This window comes from Streptomyces sp. V3I8, from assembly GCF_030817535.1.
Classification (GTDB): domain Bacteria; phylum Actinomycetota; class Actinomycetes; order Streptomycetales; family Streptomycetaceae; genus Streptomyces.
In genome coordinates, this window is sequence record NZ_JAUSZL010000002.1 from 2,232,268 (window position 1) to 2,256,576 (window position 24,309).

Sequence of the window (24,309 nt, forward strand, 5' to 3'; positions counted from 1 at the left end):
TTGTCAACCGACGCGCCCTCACGCGCGCCAGGAGGAATCGACACATGCAGCCCCTCATCGATCACGCACGCTCCTTCCGCGAGCGGTCCGCGGACCGCCCGGAGGAGTTCGCCCGCCTCGCCGAAGGCCAGTCCCCGCAGGTCCTGTTCATCACCTGCTCCGACTCGCGGGTCGTCCCGGCCCTGATCACCGGAGCCCGGCCCGGTGAACTCTTCGAACTGCGCACCGCGGGCAACATCGTCCCCCCGCACACCTCCGCCCAGCCCACCAGCGAGGCCGCCACCGTCGAGTACGCGGTCGAGGTGCTCGGCGTCCGCGACATCGTCGTCTGCGGCCACTCCCACTGCGGGGCCGTCGGCGCGCTGGTCCGCGGCGACGACCTGACCGCCGTGCCCGCCGTACGCGACTGGCTCGCGCACTCGACCCCGCGGCCCGCCGGCGCCGTCGAGGACCCCACCGTCACCGAGGCCGTGCAGAACCACGTCCTGACCCAGCTGCTGCGCCTGCGCTCGTACCCGTGCGTGGAACGGCGGCTGGCGGACGGACGGCTGGGCCTGCACGGCTGGTTCTACGAGGTGCACACCGGTTCGGTGCTCGCGCACGACGTCCGCTCCGACTCCTTCGAGGCACTGTGAGCGCCGCGACGGACACGGCGGCGGCCACCGGCGGGGCGGACCCGGGCCGGCGTCCGCGATTCCCGTACCTGCGGCAGGACTTCACCGCCTCGCTCGTCGTCTTCCTGGTGGCCCTGCCGCTGTGCGTGGGGGTCGCCGTGGCGTCGGGCGTACCCGCCGAGCTCGGCCTGATCACCGGCATCGTGGGCGGTCTGGTCACCGGCCTGCTCCCCGGCAGCAGCCTCCAGGTCTCCGGCCCGGCCGCGGGTCTGACCGTGCTGGTCTTCGAGGCGGTGCGCGCCTACGGACTGGCCGTGCTCGGCGTCATCGTGCTCGTCACGGGCCTGATCCAGCTCGCCATGGGTGCCCTGAGGCTGGGGCGCTACTTCCGGGCCATCTCGGTGGCCGTCGTCGAGGGCATGCTGGCGGGGATCGGCCTGGTCCTCATCGCGGGCCAGCTCTACTCGGTGGCCGGCGCGAAGGCCCCCGCGTCGGGCCTGGACAAGCTCGCCGGGCTGCCGGGGCTCGTCGCCGACTCCGCCGGATCCACCACGGCACTGGCCTCGGTCGGGCTCGGCGCCGCCACCGTCGCCGTGCTCGTGCTGTGGAAGCACCTGCCGGCGAAGGTCCGTACGGTGCCGGGGACGCTCGCCGCGGTGGCGCTGGCCACGCTGGCGGCCCTGGCGTTCGACCTGCCGGTGGCGACGGTCGAGGTGCGCGGGCTGCTCGACTCGATCCGGTTGCCGGGGCTCGAGGCCGTCGGCGGGCTGGCGAGCGTGGGCGTGCTCGGCACGGTCCTGGCCTTCGTGCTGATCGCGTCGGCGGAGTCGCTGTTCAGCGCCGCCGCCGTGGACCGGCTGCACGACGGGCCGCGCACCGAGTACGACAAGGAACTGATGGCGCAGGGCGCGGGCAACACGGTCTGCGGACTGCTCGGCGCGCTGCCGATGACCGCCGTGATCGTGCGCAGCTCGGCGAACGTGTCCGCGGGCGCCCGGACGAAGGCGTCCCGGGTGCTGCACGGGGTGTGGCTGCTGCTGTTCGCGGCGCTGCTGCCGGCCGCGCTCGCGTACATCCCGCTGCCGGCGCTGGCGGGCGTCCTGGTGCACGCGGGCTGGAAGCTGATCCCGCTGCGCTCGATCGCGGCGCTGTGGCGCGGCAACCGGGGCGAGGCGGTGATCCTGGTGGTCACCGCCGTGTCGATCGTCGCGGTGAACATGTTCGAGGGTGTGCTGATCGGGCTCGCGCTCGCCGTCGCCAAGACGGCCTGGGAGGCCTCGCACATCAAGCTGGAGGTCATAGACAAGGGGGCGGGGCCGGTGCAGGCGTACCTGTCGGGCAACGCCACCTTCCTGCGGCTGCCGAAGATACTCGACGACCTGGAGGCGCTGCCGAAGGACCGCCCGGTGACGGTGGACCTGTCGGACCTGCACCACCTCGACCACGCGTGCCGCACGGCGCTGGAGAACTGGGCGCAGCGGCACAGCGCGAAGGGGACGGAGCCGGTGAGGGTCACCTCGCCGTAGCGACCCCGCGCAAACGCCCCGCGGCCCGTTCCACGACCCGACAGGAGTCGCGGAACGGGCCGTTCGGTGTGTCCGGGGCATCCGGCTGTCCGCGGGAACGCCACGCTACGCGCGTGGTTCACGTGGCCGGGACCGCGTGATACACACAGGCGGGTCACATGCTCCTGTCCGCCAACAGGAAGGTTGTCCCATGTCCGCAACACGACGCGAAGTGCTCGCCCGCTCCGGAGCCCTGGGAGTGGGCATCGCCTTCACCGGAGCCGTGTCGGAGCTCTTCACCGGTACGGCCGCCGCGCTGGGCCACTCCGGATACGGGCCGCTGCTGCCCGACCCGGACGGTCTGCTGGACCTGCCGAAAGGTTTCCGTTACCGGGTGCTGTCCCGTGAGGGCGACGAGCTGCGCTCCGGTGAGGGCCAGGTGCCCAGCAACCACGACGGCATGGCCGCCTTCGCCGGCAGAGACGGCCGTGTCCACCTGGTGCGCAACCACGAGAACCGCGTCACCGCGAAGATCCCGGTCCCGACGGTCGACGGCCTCACCTACGACCCGACGGGCAAGGGCGGCTGTACGGCGCTGACCCTCGACCGGCGCGGGAACGTGGTCGGCGAGCGGGTCGCGATCGCCGGTACCGCCGTCAACTGCGCGGGCGGGCCCACGCCTTGGGGCACCTGGCTGACCTGCGAGGAGACCGAGGACCGGGCCGGCACGAACGGGTACACCAAGGACCACGGCTTCATCTTCGAGGTCGATCCGGTGGACCCGCTCCGCACCGGAGCGGTGCCCCTGACCGCGATGGGCCGCTTCCAGCACGAGGCGATCGCCGTCGACCCGAAGCGCGGTGTCGTCTACGAGACCGAGGACGCCTTCCTCAAGCCCTTCGGCCTCTTCTACCGCTTCCTGCCCAAGAAGCCGGAGGGCGGGCGCGGTTCGCTGCGCGCGGGCGGCAGGCTGCAGGCGATGCGGGTGCCGGGGGTCCCGGACCTCTCCTCGATCCAGGAGACGGGCGCGACCTTCGACCACATCGAGTGGGTCGACGTACCGGACCCGCTGGCGACCGGGACCCCCATCCGGGACCAGGACTTCGGCCGCAAGGGCATCACCCACGCGCAGAAGCTGGAGGGCTGCTACTGGGGCGGCTCGTGCGTGTACTTCGTCTCCTCCTTCGCGCACAGCGCCGAGGGCTCGGCGGCCGACCACTACGGCCAGATCTGGCGGTACGACCCCGCCGCCCGCAGGCTCACCCTGGTGATCGTCTTTGGTCCCGACACGGACGTGCAGCTGCCCGGCGAGTCCCCCGACAACATCTGCCTCGCCCCCAGCGGCGGCCTGATGGTGTGCGAGGACGGCAACGGGGCCCAGCACGTGTTCGGCGTGACACGGCGCGGCGAGGTGTACCCGATGGCCCGGGGCCGCCAGAACATCGGCACCGCGGACGAGCCGGAGTGGGGCGAGTTCGCGGGTGTCACCTTCTCGCCCGACGGCAAAACGATGTACGTGAACTGTTACACCCCGGGGACGACGTTCGCGGTGACGGGCCCCTGGCGGAGGTAGCGCCCGCACCGGGGAGGGGCGCTCGGCGAGCGCCCCTCCCCGGCCGTCCACGACACACCACCGAGCGAACCACCCCGGAGGGACACGATGGCCGAGCAGGACAGCGGCGGCGGGCACGGGGCCGAAGCCGGAACCCGGGCCGAGGCCGTGGCCGAGGACACCGTCATGCGCGACCTGCTGCGCCTCCCCGTCGGCGAACGGATCTCCCTCTCCTCGTACGACACGTCGGCGTCCTCCGGTGACGCCACGGACCCGCGGAACAAGACCGACGGCCGCGAGGCCGTCGCACGGATGGCCAGGCCCCTGGCCGACCTCCAGGAACGGCTGTGGGCGGCCGGCACCGCCGGTGACCGCCGCCGGGTCCTGCTGGTCCTGCAGGGCATGGACACCAGCGGCAAGGGCGGCACGGTCAAGCACGTCGTCGGCCTCTTCAACCCCGTCGGCTGCCGTGTCCGGCCGTTCGGTGCGCCGACCCGCGAGGAGCTGGAGCACGACTTCCTCCGGCGGGTCGAGAAGCGGCTCCCGCACCACGGCGAGCTGGGCATCTTCGACCGCTCGCACTACGAGGACGTCCTGATCGGACGCGTCCGCGCACTCGCCCCGCGCGAGGAGATCGAGTCCCGCTACGGCCGGATCAACGCGTTCGAGCAGTCCCTCGCCGACGACGGTGTGACGCTCGTGAAGTGCTTCCTGCACCTCTCGTACGAGGAGCAGCGCCGCCGGCTCCTGCGCCGCCTCGCCGATCCGCGCAAGCACTGGAAGTTCAGCCCCGCGGACATCGACGAACGCGCCCTGTGGCCCGCCTACCAGGAGGCGTACGAGACCGTCTTCGAACGCTGCGCCACGGACGCCGCCCCCTGGTACCTGATCCCCGCGGACCGCAAGTGGTACCGCAACTGGGCGATCAGCCGCCTCCTGCTGGAACATCTGAAGAGCATGGATCCCCGGTACCCGCGGCCGGACTTCGACGTGGAGGAGTGCCGGGCACGGCTGCAGGCGCAGGGCTGAGCGGCGACGGGCCGCGGACCCGGGCCATGACGTCCGGCGCCCGACACCACCGGTGACGATATGAGACGTTTTTCCTACTCATACGGTTAATGTCACCGGCGTGAACACCTTCCTGTGGAGAGCCGCCGCGGTCTGCGCGCTGGGCGCCTCGGGGCTCGTGGCCTGCGGCGCTCCCGAGGCGTCCCGAGTCGTCACGGTTCCCGCGCCCGTCGTCGGCTCGCCGTCGCGGGCGCCGACCCTCGCGCCGGGGCCGGGCGGGCTGACCCCCGTCTTCATGCGGGCGGCCCGGGCACGCGACAGGACCGTCGCGCTGACCTTCGACGCCGACATGACCGCCGATCAGGGACCCCGGGCGGCCGCCGGTGAGCGGTTCGACAATCCGCGGCTGATCGCGACGCTGCGGCGGCTGGAGGTGCCGGCGACCGTGTTCATGACGGGGCGGTGGGCCGAGGAGTACCCCCGGCAGGCGCGTGCCATCGGCCGGGACCCCCTCTTCGAGGTCGCCAACCACTCCTACAGCCATCACGCCTTCACCGAGGACTGCTACGGACTGCCGACCGTCCCCGCGGCACGGATGCGGGCGGACGTGGAGCGGGCGTTCGCCGCGTTCCGCAGGGCGGGGATCGCGCACCCGATGCCGTACTTCCGCTTCCCGGGCGGATGCTACGACCACCGGGCGCTGAAGGCGCTGGGTGCCACCGGTGTGACGGCCGTGCAGTGGGACGTGGTGAGCGGGGACGCCTTCGCGACGGACGCGGGGGCCGTGGCGCGGCAGGTGCTGGACGGGGTGCGGCCCGGTTCCGTGGTCGTCATGCACTGCACGCGCAGCGCGGCCCCGGCGACCGAGGAGGCCCTGCGCACCCTCGTCCCCGAACTCCGCGAGCGCGGGTACCGGTTCGTGAAGGTGTCGGAGCTGATCTGATCCGCACCCCTCCATTCAGCATTCAGCACCACCGGCGCTCAAAGCGATCGATTCTTCTTGTTGGACGGCCAAAACCCCGCGGTGGAGGCTGGAACATACCGAACGAGCAGTCCTTCAGGAGGAACCTCCATGCAGACACGCACCATCGGTGACGTCCGGGTCGGAGCGATCGGTCTGGGCGGGATGCCCATGTCCATCGAGGGACGCCCGGACGAAGAACGTTCGGTGGCGGCCGTCCACGCGGCGCTGGACGCGGGTGTCACGCTCTTCGACACCGCGGACGCCTACCACCGGGACGCGAACGAGGTCGGTCACAACGAGTCCCTGATCGCCCGCGCGGTGGCCGGGTACGGCGGTGACACGTCGGACGTGCTGATCGCGACGAAGGGCGGTCACCTGCGTCCGGGCGACGGCTCCTGGACGCTCGACGGCTCCCCGGAGTACCTGAGGAAAGCGTGCGACGCCTCGCTCCGGCGGCTCGGCGTCGAGGCCATCGGGCTCTACCAGTTCCACCGGCCGGACCCGAAGGTGCCGTACGCGGAGTCGGTCGGCGCGATCCGTGACCTGCTGGACGCGGGCAAGATCCGCCACGCGGGCATCTCCAACGCGAACCCCGGGCAGATCCGGGAGGCCAACGAGATCCTCGGCGGCCGGCTGGTGAGCGTGCAGAACCAGTTCTCGCCCGCCTTCCGCTCCAGCGAACCGGAGCTGGAACTGTGCGCGGAGCTGGGCATCGCGTTCCTGCCGTGGAGCCCGCTGGGCGGCATCTCGAAGGCCGGGGAGCTGGGCTCGCGCTACGCCGTGTTCGCCGAGGTGGCGGACGAGCACGGGGTGAGCCCGCAGCAGGTGTGCCTGGCCTGGATCCTCGCGAAGGCGCCGGTGACGATCCCGATCCCGGGCTCCTCCCGCCCGGAGACGATCCGCGACTCGGCCGCCGCCGCGGAACTGAAGCTCTCCGCGGAGGAACTGACCCGCCTCGACGCGGCCTAGCCCCTTCGGGGGCGCGGGGAACGGCGCGACCGGCCCTCACCGGCCCGCGCCTCCCTACCGGCCCGCGCCCCCGTACCGGCCCAACCCGCGGAGCGCCCCGCTGGCAGACTGGGGGCGTGAGCAGCGACGAAACGACGGCCGCGTCGGACAGCGGAACCCAGGACAGCCCCTTCAGACCCGAGCCGACCACCCGCGACGAGGCCCCGCAGTTCGTACTGCCCCTGGTCGTGCGTATCGAACGGAACGAACCACCGGCCCGCACGGACGCCCTGGAAACCGCCGCCCGCGCCGTCCTCGTCCTCCTCGGCGACGAGCGCTCGCTCGGCGAGGGCGAGTGGGCGCAGGCGGTCCACGACTGGCAGGACGCCCGTATCCGCAAGGTCGTCCGGCGGGCCCGCGGCGCCGAGTGGCGTCGCGCGGAGGCCCTGCCCGGCATCACCGTCACCGGCAGGTCGGCCGAGGTCCGCGTCTTCCCGCCGGTCCCGCTGGACGGATGGCCCAAGGACCTGGCCCGCCTCCAGGTCTCCGGCACGGACCTCGACGACCCGAAACCGCCGGCGGACCCCGACGAGGCCGTGCCCGTGCTCTGGCTCAGCCCCGATCTGGACATGTCGGCCGGCAAGGCGATGGCCCAGGCCGGCCACGGCGCCCAGCTCGCCTGGTGGGGACTGACGGAGGAGGACCGCACCGCCTGGCGCGAGGCGGGCTTCCCCCTCGCCGTCCGCACCGCCGGGCCCCCGCGGTGGGAGCGGCTCCTCACGAGCGGCCTCCCGCTGGTGCGCGACGCGGGCTTCACGGAGATCGCCCCGGGTTCGTGCACGGTGGTGGCCGACCACCCGGCACTGCGCCCCGACCGGCGGGGACCCGTATGAGCGCTGTCAGCGCTGTGAGCGCTGTGAGCACTGTGACGGAGCAGACATGAACCGTTGAACGGTCCCGCCGCCCCGTACGTATCTTCTGTCGCTGGCCAAGTACAGATTCCCAACGACCAGTTGGTAAAAATCCGGAGGCACCTGTGCGGCGTATCAACGGTACGGCCCTCGTCATCGTGGCACTCGTCGGAACACTCGGCGCGCTCGCGTTCCCCGTGTGGTCGTACACCGACCGCGCCGGCACGGGACCGGCGAACCTCGCCGCCGGGACCGTACCCACGAAGTGGGGACCGCTGACCGCCACCGACCGCGACCTGATCGTCCGGGTGCGGCTGGCGGGACTGTGGGAACTGCCCGCCGGGCAGCAGGCCCTCGAACGCAATCCCAGTCCCGCGATGAAGGAGGCCGCCGACCACCTGATCGTCGGCCACACCGACCTCGACAAGCGGGTGCGGGTCGTCGCGCGGGAGCTCGGCGTCGAACTGCCGAACCAGCCGAACGCGCAGCAGCAGGGCTGGCTGCAGCAGATGACCGACGCGAGCGGCGCGGACTACCCGAAGGTGTGGGCGAACCTCCTGCGCTCCGCCCACGGCAAGATCTTCCCGGCGATCGGGGCGGTACGGAACCAGACGCGCAACACCCTGGTGCGCCAGCTCGCCTCGGACGCCAACCAGACCGTGCTCGACCACATCACGGTGCTGGAGAAGACCGGCGCCGTCGACTTCGAGGCGATCGCCAACGACTCGGTGGCCGGTGCCACGGCCAGCCCGAGCGGTCCGCCGCCGCCCGTCCCCGGTGTGACCCCCGGCTCGGCGCCGCCCGCCGCGGCGACCGGTGACATCGACACCACGTCGCGGCCCTCCCCCGGCGAGCCCGGCACGGTCAACACGAACCGGCCCGACCCCGAGGACCCGGACGCCTCGGCGTCCTCGCAGTAGACCCGGGAACCTCAAATGTTGCTCTGAAAGTCCCCGCCGACGGGTTCGGCCCCGCTCCGCGGGGCCATCACCCGGTCACGCCGGAACGCACGTCCGTCGAAGGAGACGACACACAGGTCCTGGTGCAGCCGTGGTGGAGGGGGAGAACGATGGAGCAGCTGGGTACGGGAATCGGGTGGCGGCCGGAGATCGCCGAGGCCGTGGAGCGCATGCCCGGCATCGACTGGGTCGAGGCCGTCGCCGAGAACGTCTGCCCGGGGCACCTCCCCGCGTCCCTGCTGCGCCTGCGTGAGCGCGGTGTCACGGTGGTGCCGCACGGGGTGTCCCTCGGACTCGGCGGCGCCGACCGCCCCGCCGAGGGCCGGCTCGCCGACCTGGCCGCCCGGGCCGAGGCCCTCGGCTCCCCGCTGGTCACCGAGCACATCGCGTTCGTCCGGGCGGGCGGGGCGCTGACCGCCTCGCCGCCGCTGGAGGCCGGGCACCTGCTGCCCGTGCCCCGCACCCGGGACGCTCTCGACGTGCTGTGCGAGAACATCCGTATCGCCCAGGACGCGCTGCCGGTGCCGCTCGCGGTGGAGAACATCGCGGCCCTGATCTCCTGGCCCGGCGAGGAGATGACCGAGGGCCAGTTCCTGTACGACCTGGTCGACCGCACCGGCGTACGCCTGCTCATCGACGTGGCCAACCTCCACACCAACCACGTCAACCGGGGCGAGGACCCGGCGAAGGCGCTCGCCGAACTGCCCGTCGAGGCCATCGCCTACGTCCACGTCGCCGGCGGTTTCGAGCGCGACGGGGTCTGGCACGACAGTCACGCGCACGCCGTGCCGCAGGCGGTCCTGGACGTCCTCGCCGAACTGGCCTCCCGTGTCCGTCCGCCGGGCGTGCTCCTGGAGCGCGACGAGAACTTCCCCGAGCCGGCCGAACTGGAACGCGAACTCGCGGCGATCCGCGCGACGGTGGACGCACCTGCGCGGAAGAGCACCGGCGCGCCCGCGGGGACCGGCAGCACCCCGCTGCCGAAGGCCGACGGCGACCGGGTCCCCGGCGAGAGGCCGGCGGCCACCGGGCCCGCACGGCAGCGGCTCGCGCTCGCCCAGGCCGCACTGTTGTCCGCGCTCGTCGGCGGGACCCCCGTGCCCGAGGGGTTCGACCGGACCCGGCTGGCCGTGCAGGCCCGGGCGCTCGCGGGCAAGCGGGCCGACGTGGTGGCCAAGGTCGCCCCGGAGCTGCCGGAGATCCTCGCCGGGTCCTACCGCCGGGCCTTCCTGGCGTACGCGCACGGCCACCCCATGACCGACGGCTACCGGCGGGACGCGCTGGACTTCGCCGCGCACCTGCTGTTCGACGCGCGCGTCGAGGACGCCGGCGTGCGGCAGCGGCTGAGCGACTGGTGGCTGGAGCGCTCGGGCCCCGCCCCGCTGTCGCGGCGCCCGGCGGCCCGGCTGGCCCGCGCCACGCGACGGGTCCTGCTCCGGCGCTGAGCACGCGCGAGGCGCGGCGGCTCCCCCACCTGTGATCCCGCTCACCGCGATCCTCGAAGTACTATGCCGGTCCCACCACGAACGCACTGACGTGCGGTGCCGCAACAGGAGGCACCATGCGATCCATCAACGGCCGCGGACCGTTCGGCGGCACCGGGCTCATCGTCGCGGCCCTGGCGGCGACCCTCGTCGCGATGGCCTTCCCGATCTGGTCGTACGCGGACCGGTCGGGCACGGGCGTGAACACGCTGAACGCGACCACCGTGTCGACGCGGTTCGGTCCGCTGTCCGCGCCGGACCGCGAGTTCGTCACGAAGGTCAGGCTCGCGGGCCTGTGGGAACTGCCCGCCGGCCAGCAGGCCGAGGAGCGCGGCACGACGCGATCCGTGCGAACGGCCGGCGAGCACCTCGTCGAGGGCCACACGTTCCTGGACGCGCGGGTACGCGACGTGGCCGCTCAGCTCGGCCTCGAACTGCCCAACCAGCCCAGCGAGCAGCAGCGCGGCTGGCTCACCGCGCTGAGCGCGGCCCGGGGCGGGGAGTACGACAGGCGGTTCGCGAACATCCTGCGCGCCGCACACGGCAAGGTGTTCGGCCTGGTCGCCCAGATCCGCGCGAACACCCGCAACTCGCTCGTCCGCGGCCTCGCCGACGACGCGAACACCACGGTGCTGGACCACATCACGGTCCTGGAGGCCACCGGGCTCGTCGACTTCGACGCGCTGGCCCGGGACGCGGCCTCCGCGAGCGCGCCCCCGCTCACCGGCTCCCCCGCGCCGCCCGGCCCGAGGGCCTCCCCCAGACCGCCCGTCCCGGCGACGCCGTCGCCCGTGCCGAGCTACTCGCTGCCGCCTGCCGCGACCGGTCCGCCGGCGCAGGACCGACGGTGACGGCCGGACAGGGACCGGCAATCGAAAGGGCCGCCGACGCGGAACGTCACACAAGGGCGATGCTTCGTCCAAAATATGAACAAACCGTGGCGCCACCGGGCCGCGTCGCATAGAAAAACCGCATGTTCTGGGTCCTCCTCCTTCTCCTGGCCTGGGCCGTGGCCGGCACCGCCTGCACGCGCCTGTGCCTGGCCTCGGTCCGCGCCGCCGCGGACGACACGTACGCGCCCGGCGACCGCGGCCTGACGCTCTACGAGGCCGCGTTCCTGTCCGGCGGCCCCGCGCGGGTCGCCGAGCTGACACTCGTGTCGATGGCCCGCCAGCGCCGGCTGCTGCTCGCGCACACGGGCTGGGCGACCGTCGTGGACCCATGCGGCCGGGACGAGATGGAGCGCTCGGTACTGGGCGCGATCGGCCCGGACGGCCAGTCCCGGATAGCGCCGGTGCGTACGAGCGCGGCCGCCGCCGAGTCCGTACGCGCCCTTGCCGACCGGCTCGTCGCGGCGGGTCTCGCCGTGCCGGACGGCGCGCGCACCACCGTGGCGGGCGCCGTGCGCCAGGTGCGGTCGGCGGCGGTGGCCGTGCCGGTGCTGGCCGCCGTGGCGCTGCTGACGCCCTTGCAGGACCCGCGCGAGCGGGCGCTGGTGGCCATCTGGTTCGCGCTGCCCCTCGTCCTCACGCTGAGCTGTCTCGTCATCGCCCGGATCGAGGCCGACCCCTGCACCCGCTGGGCGTCCCCGGCCGGGCAGCGCCTGCTCGGCGCCCTGGCCCGCCGGGCGGACACCGACAGCGACGACCGTACGTACCTGACGACGGTCGCCGTGCGCGGCGTCCGCGCGGTCGGTGAGCCGGATCTGCGGGCGGCCTTCGGACACCGCGAGCCGTACCTGTAGGGGGGCGCCCCGGCGCGTGCCGGGCGCGCATCGGGGTCATTGGGCCGGTATCGGCGAGCCGGTCCTTTACTTCGCCCGGCACCGGACGAACCATCCCTTCTGTCGCTGCCGGCCGTGCACCGAACCGTGCACCGAGGGGAGAGGGAACACGATGCGAGCCGCCGTGCTCTGTGCAGCAGTCGGGTCCCTGGTCCTGACCGCCGTCGTCGCCGCGCCCGCCGCCGGCGCGCCGCCCGGCCGGGCCGAACGGTACGGCACGGCGGTCGCCGCCGAACGCGCCGCCGCCGACGGCATCCGCTTCGGGACGTGCTCCGAGGACCAGGACGGACCGGCCACCCTGCAGTGCGGCACGGTGACGGTTCCGCTCGACTACGCGCGCCCCGGCGGCCGGCAGATCGAGCTGACCGTCAGCCGGGTGCGGGCGACCGGGAAGGACGGCGGGCGGTCCGTGCCGCGGCAGGGCTCCCTCGTGTTCAACCCGGGCGGCCCCGGCGCGTCCGGCATGTACTTCCCGCTGATCGGCATGGTCCCGGAGTGGAAGCGCATCGCGTCGGCGTACGACCTCGTCGGGTACGCCCCGCGCGGGGTGGGCCGTTCGGCGCCGCTGTCCTGCCAGGACCCGGCGACCCTGCGCCGGGGACCCTCGCCCGCGCCGGCCCACCCGTCGGAGGCGTACAAGAAGGAGCGCATCGCACGGGCGAAGGCGTACGCGCGGGGGTGCGTCGAGCGTTCGGGCCGGGCCGTCAGGCACTTCTCCTCGGTCAACAACGCCCGGGACCTGGACGTCCTGCGGGCCGCCCTGGGCGAGCGGAGGCTGACCTTCATGGGAGCGTCCTACGGTACGTACTTCGGGGCGCTGTACGCGGAGCTGTTCCCCTCCCACGTGCGCCGGATGGTCCTGGACTCGGTCGTGAACCCGGACCCGGCGAAGGTCTGGTACCGCAACAACCTCGACCAGTCGGTCGCCTTCGAGCGCCGCTGGGCCGACTTCCGCGCCTGGACGGCGAGGCACGACAAGGTGTACGGGCTGGGCCGCACGCGGGAGGAGGTGCAGCGCAGTTACGAGCGGGCGAAGGCACGGCTCGCGGCCGAGCCCGCGGGCGGTGTGGTCGGGCCGGGGCAGCTGCAGGGCGCGTTCCTGGACACCGGGTATTACGACGACTACTGGCCGCAGCGCGCGGCGGCGCTCTCCGCGTACCTGAAGGGCGACCCGAAGCCGCTGGTGCGGCAGGCGGGCCCGCACCCGGACGCGGCGAAGGAGCAGGAGAACGGCAGGGCCGTGTACACGGCCGTCGAGTGCAACGACGCGCCCTGGCCGCGGTCCTGGCACACCTGGGACCGCGACAACACCCGCCTCGCGCGCGTGGCGCCCTTCGAGACCTGGTCCAACGCCTGGATGAACCTGCCGTGCGCGTACTGGCCGCTGCCGCGCCGTCGCCCGATCGACGTCCGCACGTTCCCTGGCGAGCTGCCGCCCGTCCTCATCCTGGCCGCCGAACGCGACGCGGCGACGCCGTACGCCGGCGCGCTGGAGACGCACCGGCGGCTCTCGGGCTCCGCCCTGGTCACCGAACGGGCGGCGGGCGCGCACGGCATCGGCGGCGGCCCCAACGCGTGCGTGAACGCCCACCTGGACGCGTACCTGCTCCAGGGCCGCGTCCCGGCCCCCGAATCGACCTGCGCCCCCCACAAGGAACCGAAGCCGGCCCCGCCCCGCTAGGGGCGCGGCCCTTCAGGGGCGCGGCCGACGTACGGCCTCTGCGAGGGTGCACCCCGCGAGGCGCCCCTGACGGGCGCTCAGGCGAGGCCGGCGACCAGTTCGGCGACGGACTTGCGGCGGCCCGTGTAGAACGGGACCTCCTCGCGCACGTGCATCCGCGCCTCCGAGGCACGCAGGTGCCGCATGAGGTCGACGATGCGGTACAGCTCGTCGGCCTCGAAGGCGAGGATCCACTCGTAGTCGCCGAGCGAGAACGAGGCGACCGTGTTGGCCCGCACGTCCGGGTATCCGCGCGCCATCTTCCCGTGGTCGGCGAGCATCCGGCGCCGGTCCTCGTCGGGGAGCAGGTACCAGTCGTAGGACCGCACGAAGGGGTACACGCTGATGTAGTCCCGCGCTGTCTCGTCCGCGAGGAACGCCGGGACGTGCGACCGGTTGAACTCCGCCGGCCGGTGCAGCGCCATGTTCGACCAGACCGGCTCCAGCGCGCGGCCCAGCTTCGTACGGCGGAAGAGGTTGTACGCCTCCTGGAGCTGGTCGGCGGTCTCGGCGTGCCACCAGACCATGAGGTCGGCGTCGGCACGCAGGCCCGACACGTCGTAGGTGCCGCGGACCGTGACGTCCTTGGCGGCGAGCTGGTCGAAGAGCTCCTGGACCTCGTCCGCGTAGCCGGCGCGGTCCTCGGGAAGCACGTCGCGCAGCTTGAACACGGACCAGAGGGTGTAGCGGATGACCTCGTTGAGGTCCTTGGCCTTCTTGCCGGCGTTCGGGGTCCTGGCCTGGCCGGTGGTGGGAGCGTCGTCACTCATGGGGCTATTCTCCCGCTCCCCCGTGCAGACTCTGCACCGGGTTCGCGCTCAGCGCGTCCAGCAGCCGCGCGTCGCCCCGCAGCGCGTCCACGGCGGCGTTCGCACTCGCGACGCAGGCCGGGATCCCCACCCCGTCGTACGCCGCCCCGCACACCGCGAGACCCGGCAGCCTGCCGACGTGTTCGCGGATGCGGGCCACGCGCGCGTGGTGCCCGACCGGGTACTGGGGCAGGCCGTCGTCCCAGCGCGTCACCCGGGTCTCCAGGGGCTCCGCGGTGAGGCCGGTGGCCTCACGCAGGTCGCGGCGCGACACGTCGACGAGGTCGGCGTCCTCGCGGCCGAGGACCTCCGTCTCGCCGTACCGGCCCACCGACGTCCGCAGGACCACCACGTCCGGGTTCTCCGCCGCGATCCAGCCCCACTTCTGGGACGAGAACGTCGAGGCCTTGATCGTGCGCCCGTCGACGGGCGGCACCAGGAACCCGCTCCCTCCGGGAAGCACGGCCTCCGCGCGGCGGTAGGCGAGGGTGATCAACGCCATGGACGCGTACTCGACGGCCGCCAGCTCGGCCGCCGCGGCGGGGGCCTCGGCACCGAGCAGCGCGGCCGCGGCGCCGGCGGGCACCGCCACGACGACGGCGTCGGCGCGCAGCACCCGGCCGCCGGCGACGACCCGCCAGCGTCCGCGCGCACCGGCGCCGGCCGGATCGCCGGCCTCCCGTCGCAGCTCCGTCACCGGTGCGCCCGTGACGATCTCGCCGCCCCGCGCGCGCACCGACCCGGCGACGGCGAGCGGCAGCCGGCCGACGCCGCCCTCGATGCCCATGAAGACCGGGCCCGCCCGCAGGTTCTTCGCCGCCTTCTCCTGGATCCCGCGGACCGCCTCCGTCAGCGAGGCGTGCGTACGGGCCGCCTCGAAGAGCTGCGGGACGGCCGAGCGCATCGAGATGCGGTACGCGTCGCCCGCGTAGACGCCGCCGAGCAGGGGCTCGACGAGCCGGTCGACGACCTCGCGGCCGAGGCGCTCCGCGACGTACCCGCCCACCGCCACGTCGTCGCCGATCTCGGTGCGCGGCAGGTCACGGTCGCGTTCGATGCGGCGCAGGCCCTCGTCGGAGAGGACTCCGCGCAGGGTGGCCGCGTCCGCCGGGACCCCCATGACGTGTCCCCTGGGCATGGGCCTGAGCGTGCCGCGCGTCCAGATCGAGGCGCCCGCCGCCGTCGGCGGCCGGAGCCGGTCGGCGAGGCCCACCTCGTGGGCGAGCGCCACCGCCTCGGGCCGCCGCGCGAGCATCGACTCGGCGCCCAGGTCGACCCGGGCGCCCGCGACCGTGCCCGGCAGGAGCTTGCCGCCGAGCCGCTCCGAAGCCTCCAGGACGGTCACGCGCGCGCCGCCGTTCAGCAGCCGGTGGGCGGCGGCCAGACCGGCGACGCCGCCCCCGACGACGACCACGTGCCCCGCGCCCGTACCCGCTCCCGTATCCGTGCCCGTACGTGTGTCTGCGTGCATCCCTCCACTCTCCCAGACCCCGCCCGCGCTCCTGCGCTACCCCGGCGAGTCCGGACCGTGACCGCTTCGGGACCGGAACACGCCAACGTCCCGGGCGGCCCGGGCGTCGAAGGAACGTCAGTCATCACGACACCTTCGGGGGTAAGCCGACATGCAGACGCGCGGCAGCGACACGACCGGGTACCGCCTTCGATCCGCACGTTCCGTCCAGTTCCTCGCGGCGCTGCTGCTCGCGGGCACGCTCGCCGTCACGGGATGTTCCGCGGGCGGTGCCGGCGACGCGAGCTCCGCCGGCGACAAGGCCGCGGTTCCGGAGAACGCCGAGGAGGCGCCCGCCGGCGCGGCCGGCCTCGACGCGGGCGGCGCGAAGCGCTCCGGGGACGGGCGGGCCGCCGCGCCCGCGGAACCGGCCACCCACATCATCCACACCGCCTCCCTGACCGTGCAGGTCAAGGACGTGCCCACGTCCCTCGCCGAGACCCGCACCGTGGTGGAGAACGCGGGCGGCGTGGTCGGCGACGAGACCACGGACCGTGACTCCGGGGGACACGAGCGTTCCCGCGTCGTCCTGCGGATCCCGGCCGCCGCGTACGAGGAGGTGCTCCAGGAACTGGAGGGCTCGGGCAAGCTCGTCGACCGCAAGGCGAAGGCGGAGGACGTCACGGAGCAGGTCGTCGACGTGAAGAGCCGGATCACGTCGCAGCGGGCCAGCGTGGCGCGCATCCGCGAGCTGATGGACCGGGCCTCCAAACTGAGCGACGTGGTCACGCTGGAGGGCGAGTTGAGCACCCGGCAGGCCGACCTGGAGTCGCTGCTGGCCCGGCAGGCCTCCCTGAAGGACCGGACGAGCCTGGCCACGATCACGCTGTCCCTGTCGGAGACACCGGTGAAGCAGACCGCCGAGGACGACGAGCCCGGCTTCGCGGACGCGCTCGGCGGCGGCTGGGACGCGTTCGTCACCATGTTCCGCTGGATCGCCCTGGCCGTGGGCGCGGTGCTGCCGTTCCTGGTGGGCGCGGCGCTGCTGCTGTTCCTCTGGGTACGTTTCCTGCGTGGCCGGACACCGCGCGGCGCGGCCGCCCCGGGTGAGCCCGAGCGGGACTGAAATGCCGGGCGCCCGTAGCGTGTTCGCATGAGCATGAGCCGGGAGAACCGTACGAAAGAGCGTCTGGTGGTCGTCGGAGGGGACGCGGCGGGCATGTCCGCCGCGTCCCGGGCGCGCCGGCTGAAGGGTCCCGAGGAACTGGAGATCATCGCCTTCGAGCGGGGACACTTCAGCTCCTTCTCCGCGTGCGGCATCCCGTACTGGGTGGGCGGCGACGTGGAGCACCGGGACCAGCTGATCGCGCGTTCGCCCGAGGAGCACCGCGCACGCGGGATCGACCTGCGGATGCGGACGGAGGTCACGGAACTCGACGTGGAGGGCGGCCGGGTGCGCTCGCGCGACCTGGAGTCCGGGGCCGAGGAGTGGACGTCGTACGACAAGCTCGTGATCGCGACGGGCGCCCGCCCGGTGCGGCCGCCGCTGCCCGGCATCGACGCCCCCGGGGTGCACGGGGTGCAGACCCTCGACGACGGCCAGGCCCTCATCGACGCGCTCGGCCGTACGGAGGGCCGCCGCGCGGTCGTCATCGGCGCGGGCTACATCGGCGTGGAGATGGCCGAGGCGATGATCAACCGCGGGTACGAGGTGACGGTCGTCAACCGCGGCAGGGAGCCGATGGCCACGCTCGACCCGGACATGGGCCGCCTGGTGCACACCGCCATGGAGGGCCTGGGCATCACGATGGTGAACGACGCCGAGGTCACCAAGATCCTCACCCGGGAGGACGGACGGGTCCGGGCGGTCGTCACCGAGGACGCCGAGTACCCGGCGGACGTGGTGGTCCTCGGCATCGGGGTCCGGCCGGAGACGACGCTCGCCGAGGCGGCGGGGCTGCCGCTCGGCGCCCACCAGGGGCTGCTGACGGACCTGGCCATGCGGGTGCGCGGCCACGAGAACATCTGGGCGGGCGGCGACTGCGTCGAGGTCCTCGACCTGGTCTCGGGGAGCGAACGCCACATCGCGCTGGGCACCCACGCCAACAAGCACGGCCAGGTCATCGGCTCGAACGTGGCCGGCGGCTACGCCACGTTCCCGGGTGTCGTCGGCACGGCGGTGAGCAAGGTCTGCGACCTGGAGATCGCCCGCACCGGCCTGCGGGAGAAGGACGCGCACCGGGCGGGCCTGCGGTTCGAGTCGGTCACCATCGAGGCGACGAGCCGTGCGGGCTACTACCCGGACGCCGATCCCATGACGGTGAAGATGCTCGCCGAGCTCCGCACCGGCCGCCTCCTCGGCGTCCAGATCGTCGGCGGCGAGGGCGCGGGCAAACGCGTGGACATCGCCGCCGTCGCCCTCACCGCGGGCATGACGGTGGAACGCATGACGTCCCTGGACCTCGGCTACGCCCCGCCGTTCTCCCCGGTCTGGGACCCCATCCTGGTGGCGGCCCGCCAGGCGGTGTCGGCGGTACGGAAGAGCACCCCGTAAGGGCGCGCCCCGTCACGGGAGCGCCCTTACGGGGGCGCGGGGAACTACGCGCTCGGCCCCCATCGGCGGTCACCCGGAAGGAGATGCTCAGGCCCCCTGGGCGTTCCCGTTGATCTTCTCTATGGCCTGCCGGGCCTGCTCCCCCGGCGTCCGCGGCAACGAGGAGACGGCGGAGACCTGACCCCCGCCGACAGCGGTGGGCGCGGCCGCCGCGGCCGGCATGGCCGAGGCGGCGGCCTGGCGCGCGTGCGACCCCGCCTGCCGCCCCCGCAGCCGGTGGCTCGCCGCCTCGTCCAGCGTCACGGGCCGCTGCATGCTGGCGGCCAGCCGCCCCGCCTCCTGGCCGAGCGCGGCGACGTCCTCCCAGGACAGCCGCAGTACCACGGCGAGTTCCGCCTCGCCGTCCGGCGTGGCGATCAACGGCTGAGCGGCTCGGTCGTTCATGACCTGTTCCTCACGTGTCTGCTGGGACCAAGGGCGGTTGCCGGAACATACGCATACGGCCGCGCCCCCGTTCAGACGCCCCGAACGGGGGCAGGATCCCCCCGTGGTCATACCCGTGCACGACGTGAACCCCGCACGCCGTACCCCGTACGTGACGTACGCGCTGATCGCCGCCAACGTCGCGGTCTTCCTGGTCACCCCGGGCGCACTCACCGGCGGGAGCGGCCTGTCCCAGCTGTGCCACCTGCAGGCGTTCCTGGACCACTGGGCGGCGGTGCCGCGGGAGCTGATCCACGGGCAGCTCCCGACGAGCGTCCCGACCGGGGCCGTGGGTGCCGGCGCCGGCGGCCCCGGCTGCGTGGTCGGTCCGCCCGGCTACGACAAGTCGCCGCAGCTGTCGGTCCTGACGGCGATGTTCGTGCACGGCGGCTGGGTGCACCTGCTGGGCAACATGCTCTTCCTGCTGATCTTCGGCAACAACATCGAGGACCGCCTCGGCCACATCCGCTACCTGCTGTTCTACGGGGTCTGCGGCTATGCGGCGGCGTACGGCTTCGCGCTGGTCAACGCCGACTCGGGCGACCCGCTGATCGGCGCGTCGGGCGCGATCGCCGGGGTGCTGGGGGCGTACCTGGTCCTTTATCCGAGGGCCCGGGTCTGGGTCCTGGTGCCGTTCCTGATCTTCCTGCCGCTGCGGCTGCCCGCCTGGATCGTGCTGGGCTTCTGGTTCGGCCTGCAGGCGGTGTACTCGTCCGGCACCGGCATCTCCGAGGCCGGCACGGTCGCGTACGTGGCCCACGTGGTCGGCTTCCTCGCGGGCATGCTCCTCGCCTGGCCCCTGCGCCGCGGCACCCCGCCCGCACCGGAACCGAAGGGCCTCCTGTGGGGCAGGAGGGCCGGCCACCGCTGGTAGGCCCGCGCCCCGTCAGGGGCGCGGGGAACCGCGCGCCAAGCCCCCACCGGCCCGCGGACGGGGAACGGCCCGGTGGACCCTCAGCGCTCGGACCGAACGTGCACGTACTCCACGAGCCGGGTCAGCGCGTCCGGGTCCATCGACGGCAGCACCCCGTGCCCGAGGTTGAACACATGCCCCTCAAGACCCGAGGCGGCGTCGAGGACCTCCTGCGCCTTCTCCTCCACCACCCCGGTCGGGGCGAACAGCACGGCGGGGTCGAGGTTGCCCTGGAGGGCCCGGCCGGGGCCGACCCGCCGTGCCGCCTCGTCCAGCGGCACCCGCCAGTCGACGCCGACGACGTCCGCGCCCGCCTCGCCCATGAGCCCGAGCAGCTCCCCCGTACCGACGCCGAAGTGGATGCGCGGGACGCCGTACTCCTCGACGGCCCGGAACACCTTCGCGGAGGCGGGCATCACGGAGCGCCGGTAGTCGGCGGGGGCGAGGGCGCCGACCCAGGAGTCGAAGAGCTGGACGGCGGAGGCGCCCGCCTCGATCTGCACCTTCAGGAACGCGGCCGTGATGCCGGCGAGCCGGTCGAGCAGATCGGCCCAGAGCTGCGGGTCGCCGTACATGAGCGACTTGGTGTGCTCGTGGTTGCGGGAGGGGCCGCCCTCCACGAGGTAGCTCGCGAGGGTGAAGGGGGCGCCCGCGAATCCGATGAGGGGCGTCGGGCCGAGCTCACGGGTGAGCATCCCGATGGCCTCGGTGACGTACCACACGTCGTCGGGCGTCAGCTCGCGCAGCTGGTCCAGGTCGGCGCGGGTGCGGATCGGCTTCCCGACGACGGGGCCCACGCCGGGCCTGATGTCCAGGTCGACGCCGATGGCCTTCAGCGGGACGACGATGTCGCTGAAGTAGATCGCCGCGTCCACGTGGTGCCGGCGGACCGGCTGGAGGGTGATCTCGGTGACCAGGTCGGGCCGCATGCAGGACTCCAGCATGGGGACGCCCTCGCGCACCTTCAGGTACTCCGGCAGTGAGCGCCCGGCCTGCCGCATGAACCACACGGGTGTGTGCGGTACGGGTTCACGCCTGCACGCCTTGAGGAAGGCGGAGTCGTAGGTCGCGGTCGGCTGCTGGCCCTGGGGGCGGTCAATGACGCTCACGACGAAAAGTCTCGCACGGTCCGCGGACGCCTCGGGCCGGTCCGGCACGGCGGCGTCCCGCCCGGTACCTCCGCGAACCGCCGCTTTCGGGGGCGCTTTTCGGCAACGGGATCCGGACAGTGGTCCGGCGCACGGGTGTCTGTCCCTGCACGGAGGCCCCGTTCCCCTTAATCTTCCCCGCATGGCTGCGGCTCAGGGACGACTGTCGGACGGCGCTGGCGGAATGGACGATCCGAAGGAGGGGGAAGGGGATGCGACGGAGTCGGCACCGCTGCCGTTTCGGGCCGCCGTCGACGCGCTGAGGGCCGCGCGGCTGAGGCCGCAGATCGAGATCGATCCGACGAAGGCGCCGCGGCGGCTGGCGCCGTTCGCGTACGCGCTGGAGGCCGCCGTCGTCGACGGTGACGAGGACCTGGCGGACGGCCGCCTCATCCTGCTGCACGATCCGGCCGGGCACGACGCCTGGCAGGGGTCGTTCCGCCTGGTGACGCTGGTGCGCGCGGAGCTGGAACCGGAGATGGCCGCCGACCCGCTGCTGCCCGAGGTGTGCTGGTCCTGGCTGATGGGCGCGCTCCAGTCCCGCGGCCTGTCCTGCGGGCAGCCCAGCGGCACGGTCACCCGGGCCGGCTCCCACTACTTCGGCGGCCTGTCCGAGCGGCCCCCGGCGTCCCAGATCGAGATCCGCGCCTCCTGGACCCCGCGCGAAGGCCTGGGCGGCGTCCCCGACACCGCCGCCCACCTGGCGTCCTGGTGCGACCTCCTCGCCCAGATCGCCGGGCTCCCGCCGGCGGCCCCCGGTGACGCCTCGATCGTCACCCTGCCGCAACGACGGGGGCCCCAGAGCCGCTGAGCGCCCCGCCAGGCACCGCCCCGCGGCCCCGGCGGGGGCCCACCTGAAGCCGTACCTCATGAGAGGTGCGGCTTCAGTCATGCGCCGCTCGGTCATGTGCAGCTCCGTCATGTGCCGCGCGGCGGGGTGCCGCGCAGGGGGTGCCGGCCCCTTCCACCCGCTCGCGGTCAACCCTCGGCCGCCCACCACCCTTCCGGGGCGCCAACAGGAGCCGACGTGCCGCGCGAACGCGCCGAACGTGCTCCGATGTGCTCCCCGCGCGCCCCCGAACCGGCCGCGGCCTGCACGAAAACACGTTTGCCCTTTTATCGATACGACCACTTTCAGCCTCGTATCGAAGCGGACCGGACTCGTTTCGATCTTCGGATGATCGCTCGTGCGTCCGAATTGCCCGCATCATTACTCACCAAATCGTGATCATTCTCTAAAGGCGGACGGGTTTGGTGCCGAAGACCTCTGTGACCTTGAAAGCACGGTTCGTCCCGGCTTCACCTCCACAGCCGGTCCCCCCCGTCCCGCACCCCAGGAGGCCTGGTGTCCGTTCTCCTCGAGCAGCCCGCAAGCCTGGTCGCCTACCGCCCGAACAAGCCGACCGCGATGGTGGTCGTGGCCGACCCCCGTGTGCGGTCCACCGTCACCCGCCACCTGTGGGCGCTCGGTGTTCGCGACGTGATCGAGGCTTCGTCCGTCGCGGAGGCTCGTCCCCGCATCGGCAACCCCCGCGACATCTGTGTCGCGGACGTCCATCTCCCCGACGGCTCCGGCCTCACCCTCCTGTCCGAAACCAGAGCGGCGGGCTGGCCGAACGGCCTGGCCCTGTCGGCCGCCGACGACATCGGCGCCGTGCGCAACGCCCTCGCGGGCGGCGTCAAGGGCTATGTCGTCACCGGCACCCGTACGAACGTGGGGCTCCCCACCCGGCCCGGCGTCGCCCCCATCGGCTCGGCGGCCGCCCGTATGCACCGCCGCCCCCCGGGTTCCCCGAGCCACCCGGGTGGCTACCGCGAGCTGTCCGGCCGCGAGGTCGAGGTGCTCCGGCTGGTGGCGGAGGGCCAGTCGAACAAGGCCATCGGCGTCTCGATGGGCCTGTCCGCGCTGACCGTCAAGAGCCACCTCGCCCGTATCGCCCGCAAGCTCGGCACGGGTGACCGCGCCGGCATGGTGGCGGTGGCCCTGCGCACGGGAATCATCCACTGATCCACGGCGCGGCGGCCCCCTCCGCATGAACCGGGACGGCCCACCGGTCCAGGATTCACCGACCTGACTGGTTTACGCCCCCCTGACACCCGTCGACGGAACGTTCCGTCGACGGGTGTCGTGCATACACGGATACCCTTGACAGGTGACCGACGCCCAAGAGACCGCAGCAGACAGTTCACTGCGAACCACCGGAGGCGCTCCTCCGGACGACGTCGAACCGGCGCCGATCCCTCTGCTGGAGCCCCGTGACGGAATTCCGCCGGTGATCACCGACGAGGAGTCGCTCGCCGAGGTGATCGCGGCGTTCGCCGCCGGCACCGGCCCCGTCGCCGTGGACGCCGAGCGGGCGTCCGGCTACCGCTACGGCCAGCGCGCGTATCTCGTGCAGCTGCGCCGCGAGGGCGCGGGCACCGCGCTCGTCGATCCCGTCGCCTGCCCCGACCTGTCGGGCCTCGGCGAGGCCCTCTCCGGTGTGGAGTGGGTGCTGCACGCGGCGACCCAGGACCTGCCGTGCCTGCGGGAGATAGGCATGGTTCCCAGCCGCCTGTTCGACACCGAGCTGGCCGGCCGGCTCGCCGGGTTCCCGCGGGTCGGCCTCGGCGCGATGGTCGAGGGCGTCCTGGGCTTCGTACTGGAGAAGGGGCACTCGGCGGTCGACTGGTCGACCCGCCCGCTGCCCGAGCCGTGGCTGCGCTACGCCGCGCTCGACGTGGAGCTGCTCGTCGACCTGCGGGACGCGCTGGAGAAGGAACTCGACCGGCAGGGCAAGCTGGACTGGGCCCGCCAGGAGTTCGACGCGATCGCCTCGGCGCCCCCGGCGGAGCCCCGCAAGGACCCGTGGCGCCGTACCTCCGGCATGCACAAGGTGCGCCGCCGGCGGCAGATGGCGGTCGTACGGGAGCTGTGGGAGGCCCGGGACCGGGCCGCGCAGCGCCGGGACATCTCGCCGGGCAAGATCCTCGGCGACGGCGCGATCATCGAGGCCGCGCTGGCCGTCCCGGCGAATGTGCACGCGCTCGCCGCGCTGAACGGCTTCGGGCACCGGATGGGCCGGCGTCAGCTGGAGCAGTGGCAGGCGGCCGTGGAGCGGGCGAAGGCCCTGCCGGACGCCGAGCTGCCGCAGCCGGGCCAGCCGATGACCGGGCCGCCGCCGCCGCGCGCCTGGGCCGAGAAGGACCCGGCCGCCGCGGCACGGCTGTCCGCGGCGCGGACCGCCGTCTCCGCCCTGGCGCAGACGCTCAACATGCCGCAGGAGAACCTGATCACCCCGGACACGGTGCGGCGGGTGTGCTGGGAGCCGCCAGCCGTTCCGGACGCGGCGTCCGTCGCGGCCGCCCTTGCCGGGTACGGGGCCCGGGCCTGGCAGGTCGAGCAGGTCACACCCGTGCTTGTCGCCGCGCTGGCCGCCGGGGCCAGGACCAAGGAGTGAGTCCGGCCCTTCTGGGCCGACCGGTCGCCCGGTCGCCGTGGCGGGTACGGATCCGTCGCGGCCG

General features: G+C 73.4%; 22 protein-coding genes. 18 read left to right on the forward strand and 4 right to left on the reverse strand.

What is annotated here, in order from left to right; translation table 11 throughout:
* The first annotated feature begins 44 nt into the window (after positions 1 to 44).
* The 12 genes from QFZ75_RS09825 (at position 45) to QFZ75_RS09880 (ending at position 13,409) form a co-directional block, all read left to right on the forward strand.
* Positions 45 to 635, forward strand: coding sequence for a carbonic anhydrase (locus QFZ75_RS09825; protein ID WP_307535617.1), 591 nt, complete (start codon positions 45 to 47; stop codon positions 633 to 635).
* On the forward strand, positions 632 to 2,140 hold the full coding sequence (locus tag QFZ75_RS09830) for a SulP family inorganic anion transporter (RefSeq protein ID WP_307535619.1): 1,509 nt from the start codon (positions 632 to 634) through the stop codon (positions 2,138 to 2,140). The genes QFZ75_RS09825 and QFZ75_RS09830 overlap by 4 nt, the downstream gene beginning before the upstream one ends.
* A 190-nt stretch (positions 2,141 to 2,330) precedes the next feature.
* A complete protein-coding gene (locus QFZ75_RS09835) occupies positions 2,331 to 3,692 on the forward strand; it encodes a PhoX family protein (protein ID WP_307535621.1) in 1,362 nt (453 codons plus the stop codon).
* An 87-nt stretch (positions 3,693 to 3,779) separates the two neighbouring features.
* On the forward strand, positions 3,780 to 4,700 hold the full coding sequence (locus tag QFZ75_RS09840; protein ID WP_373465834.1) for a PPK2 family polyphosphate kinase: 921 nt from the start codon (positions 3,780 to 3,782) through the stop codon (positions 4,698 to 4,700).
* Between the two features lie 100 nt (positions 4,701 to 4,800).
* Positions 4,801 to 5,622 (forward strand): polysaccharide deacetylase family protein, encoded by an 822-nt coding sequence (locus tag QFZ75_RS09845; protein ID WP_307535623.1) that lies wholly within the window; start codon positions 4,801 to 4,803, stop codon positions 5,620 to 5,622.
* Between the two features lie 129 nt (positions 5,623 to 5,751).
* Positions 5,752 to 6,612 carry an aldo/keto reductase gene (locus tag QFZ75_RS09850; RefSeq protein WP_307535626.1) on the forward strand — a complete coding sequence of 287 codons (861 nt, stop codon included), beginning with the start codon at positions 5,752 to 5,754 and terminating at the stop codon, positions 6,610 to 6,612.
* Positions 6,613 to 6,728: 116 nt separating this feature from the next.
* Entirely contained in the window at positions 6,729 to 7,484 is a 756-nt protein-coding gene (locus QFZ75_RS09855; protein ID WP_307535628.1) for a peptidyl-tRNA hydrolase, read from the forward strand.
* 143 nt (positions 7,485 to 7,627) lie between these two features.
* Positions 7,628 to 8,422 (forward strand): DUF4142 domain-containing protein, encoded by a 795-nt coding sequence (locus QFZ75_RS09860; RefSeq protein WP_307535630.1) that lies wholly within the window; start codon positions 7,628 to 7,630, stop codon positions 8,420 to 8,422.
* A gap of 149 nt (positions 8,423 to 8,571) precedes the next feature.
* Positions 8,572 to 9,906, forward strand: a complete 1,335-nt coding sequence (locus QFZ75_RS09865) for a DUF692 domain-containing protein (RefSeq protein WP_307535632.1) — start codon at positions 8,572 to 8,574, stop codon at positions 9,904 to 9,906.
* Positions 9,907 to 10,022: 116 nt separating this feature from the next.
* Positions 10,023 to 10,796 carry a DUF4142 domain-containing protein gene (locus QFZ75_RS09870; RefSeq protein WP_307535634.1) on the forward strand — a complete coding sequence of 258 codons (774 nt, stop codon included), beginning with the start codon at positions 10,023 to 10,025 and terminating at the stop codon, positions 10,794 to 10,796.
* A 122-nt stretch (positions 10,797 to 10,918) separates the two neighbouring features.
* Positions 10,919 to 11,689: a TIGR04222 domain-containing membrane protein gene (locus QFZ75_RS09875; RefSeq protein ID WP_307535636.1), complete on the forward strand. Its 771-nt coding sequence runs from the start codon at positions 10,919 to 10,921 to the stop codon at positions 11,687 to 11,689.
* A 151-nt stretch (positions 11,690 to 11,840) separates the two neighbouring features.
* Positions 11,841 to 13,409: an alpha/beta hydrolase gene (locus QFZ75_RS09880; protein ID WP_307535638.1), complete on the forward strand. Its 1,569-nt coding sequence runs from the start codon at positions 11,841 to 11,843 to the stop codon at positions 13,407 to 13,409.
* Positions 13,410 to 13,486: 77 nt separating this feature from the next.
* Here QFZ75_RS09880 and hemQ read toward each other — a convergent pair whose 3' ends face one another.
* Together hemQ and hemG are read right to left on the reverse strand one after the other, a co-directional pair.
* Positions 13,487 to 14,218, reverse strand: a complete 732-nt coding sequence (hemQ, locus tag QFZ75_RS09885) for a hydrogen peroxide-dependent heme synthase (protein ID WP_307535639.1) — start codon at positions 14,216 to 14,218, stop codon at positions 13,487 to 13,489.
* A 4-nt stretch (positions 14,219 to 14,222) separates the two neighbouring features.
* Positions 14,223 to 15,728: a protoporphyrinogen oxidase gene (gene hemG / locus QFZ75_RS09890; RefSeq protein ID WP_307535641.1), complete on the reverse strand. Its 1,506-nt coding sequence runs from the start codon at positions 15,726 to 15,728 to the stop codon at positions 14,223 to 14,225.
* Positions 15,729 to 15,879: 151 nt separating this feature from the next.
* Between hemG and QFZ75_RS09895 the strand changes: the two genes are divergently transcribed.
* Together QFZ75_RS09895 and QFZ75_RS09900 are read left to right on the forward strand one after the other, a co-directional pair.
* Complete coding sequence (locus QFZ75_RS09895) at positions 15,880 to 16,833, forward strand: DUF4349 domain-containing protein (RefSeq protein ID WP_307535643.1); 954 nt, start codon at positions 15,880 to 15,882, stop codon at positions 16,831 to 16,833.
* 27 nt (positions 16,834 to 16,860) lie between these two features.
* On the forward strand, positions 16,861 to 18,261 hold the full coding sequence (locus QFZ75_RS09900) for an FAD-dependent oxidoreductase (protein WP_307535645.1): 1,401 nt from the start codon (positions 16,861 to 16,863) through the stop codon (positions 18,259 to 18,261).
* An 87-nt stretch (positions 18,262 to 18,348) separates the two neighbouring features.
* On the opposite strand, the gene QFZ75_RS09905 is transcribed toward QFZ75_RS09900, so the two are convergent.
* Positions 18,349 to 18,705 carry a hypothetical protein gene (locus tag QFZ75_RS09905; RefSeq protein ID WP_307535647.1) on the reverse strand — a complete coding sequence of 119 codons (357 nt, stop codon included), beginning with the start codon at positions 18,703 to 18,705 and terminating at the stop codon, positions 18,349 to 18,351.
* 103 nt (positions 18,706 to 18,808) lie between these two features.
* Between QFZ75_RS09905 and QFZ75_RS09910 the strand changes: the two genes are divergently transcribed.
* The gene (locus QFZ75_RS09910) at positions 18,809 to 19,618 is read left to right on the forward strand and encodes a rhomboid family intramembrane serine protease (RefSeq protein ID WP_307535648.1); all 810 of its coding nucleotides are present in this window, start codon (positions 18,809 to 18,811) and stop codon (positions 19,616 to 19,618) included.
* A gap of 80 nt (positions 19,619 to 19,698) precedes the next feature.
* Here the strand turns inward: QFZ75_RS09910 and hemE are convergent, their stop codons facing one another.
* Entirely contained in the window at positions 19,699 to 20,766 is a 1,068-nt protein-coding gene (gene hemE, locus QFZ75_RS09915; protein WP_307535650.1) for a uroporphyrinogen decarboxylase, read from the reverse strand.
* A gap of 223 nt (positions 20,767 to 20,989) precedes the next feature.
* Here hemE and QFZ75_RS09920 point away from each other — a divergent pair, with 223 nt between their 5' ends.
* The 3 genes from QFZ75_RS09920 (at position 20,990) to QFZ75_RS09930 (ending at position 24,245) form a co-directional block, all read left to right on the forward strand.
* On the forward strand, positions 20,990 to 21,616 hold the full coding sequence (locus tag QFZ75_RS09920; protein WP_373465835.1) for a DUF3000 domain-containing protein: 627 nt from the start codon (positions 20,990 to 20,992) through the stop codon (positions 21,614 to 21,616).
* 534 nt (positions 21,617 to 22,150) lie between these two features.
* Positions 22,151 to 22,813, forward strand: coding sequence for a response regulator transcription factor (locus tag QFZ75_RS09925; RefSeq protein WP_055514175.1), 663 nt, complete (start codon positions 22,151 to 22,153; stop codon positions 22,811 to 22,813).
* 145 nt (positions 22,814 to 22,958) lie between these two features.
* Positions 22,959 to 24,245, forward strand: a complete 1,287-nt coding sequence (locus tag QFZ75_RS09930) for a ribonuclease D (protein ID WP_307535654.1) — start codon at positions 22,959 to 22,961, stop codon at positions 24,243 to 24,245.
* Positions 24,246 to 24,309: the final 64 nt, after the last annotated feature.

Coding starts and splice junctions, on each gene's coding strand:
- QFZ75_RS09840 (WP_373465834.1), top strand. CDS start 3,780: ATGGCCGAGCAGGACAGCGGCGGCGGGCACGGGGCCGAAGCCGGAACC.
- hemQ (WP_307535639.1), bottom strand. CDS start 14,218: ATGAGTGACGACGCTCCCACCACCGGCCAGGCCAGGACCCCGAACGCC.
- QFZ75_RS09835 (WP_307535621.1), top strand. CDS start 2,331: ATGTCCGCAACACGACGCGAAGTGCTCGCCCGCTCCGGAGCCCTGGGA.
- QFZ75_RS09895 (WP_307535643.1), top strand. CDS start 15,880: ATGCAGACGCGCGGCAGCGACACGACCGGGTACCGCCTTCGATCCGCA.
- QFZ75_RS09870 (WP_307535634.1), top strand. CDS start 10,023: ATGCGATCCATCAACGGCCGCGGACCGTTCGGCGGCACCGGGCTCATC.
- QFZ75_RS09865 (WP_307535632.1), top strand. CDS start 8,572: ATGGAGCAGCTGGGTACGGGAATCGGGTGGCGGCCGGAGATCGCCGAG.
- QFZ75_RS09875 (WP_307535636.1), top strand. CDS start 10,919: ATGTTCTGGGTCCTCCTCCTTCTCCTGGCCTGGGCCGTGGCCGGCACC.
- QFZ75_RS09880 (WP_307535638.1), top strand. CDS start 11,841: ATGCGAGCCGCCGTGCTCTGTGCAGCAGTCGGGTCCCTGGTCCTGACC.
- QFZ75_RS09905 (WP_307535647.1), bottom strand. CDS start 18,705: ATGAACGACCGAGCCGCTCAGCCGTTGATCGCCACGCCGGACGGCGAG.
- QFZ75_RS09900 (WP_307535645.1), top strand. CDS start 16,861: ATGAGCATGAGCCGGGAGAACCGTACGAAAGAGCGTCTGGTGGTCGTC.
- QFZ75_RS09920 (WP_373465835.1), top strand. CDS start 20,990: ATGGACGATCCGAAGGAGGGGGAAGGGGATGCGACGGAGTCGGCACCG.
- QFZ75_RS09850 (WP_307535626.1), top strand. CDS start 5,752: ATGCAGACACGCACCATCGGTGACGTCCGGGTCGGAGCGATCGGTCTG.
- hemG (WP_307535641.1), bottom strand. CDS start 15,728: ATGCACGCAGACACACGTACGGGCACGGATACGGGAGCGGGTACGGGC.
- QFZ75_RS09825 (WP_307535617.1), top strand. CDS start 45: ATGCAGCCCCTCATCGATCACGCACGCTCCTTCCGCGAGCGGTCCGCG.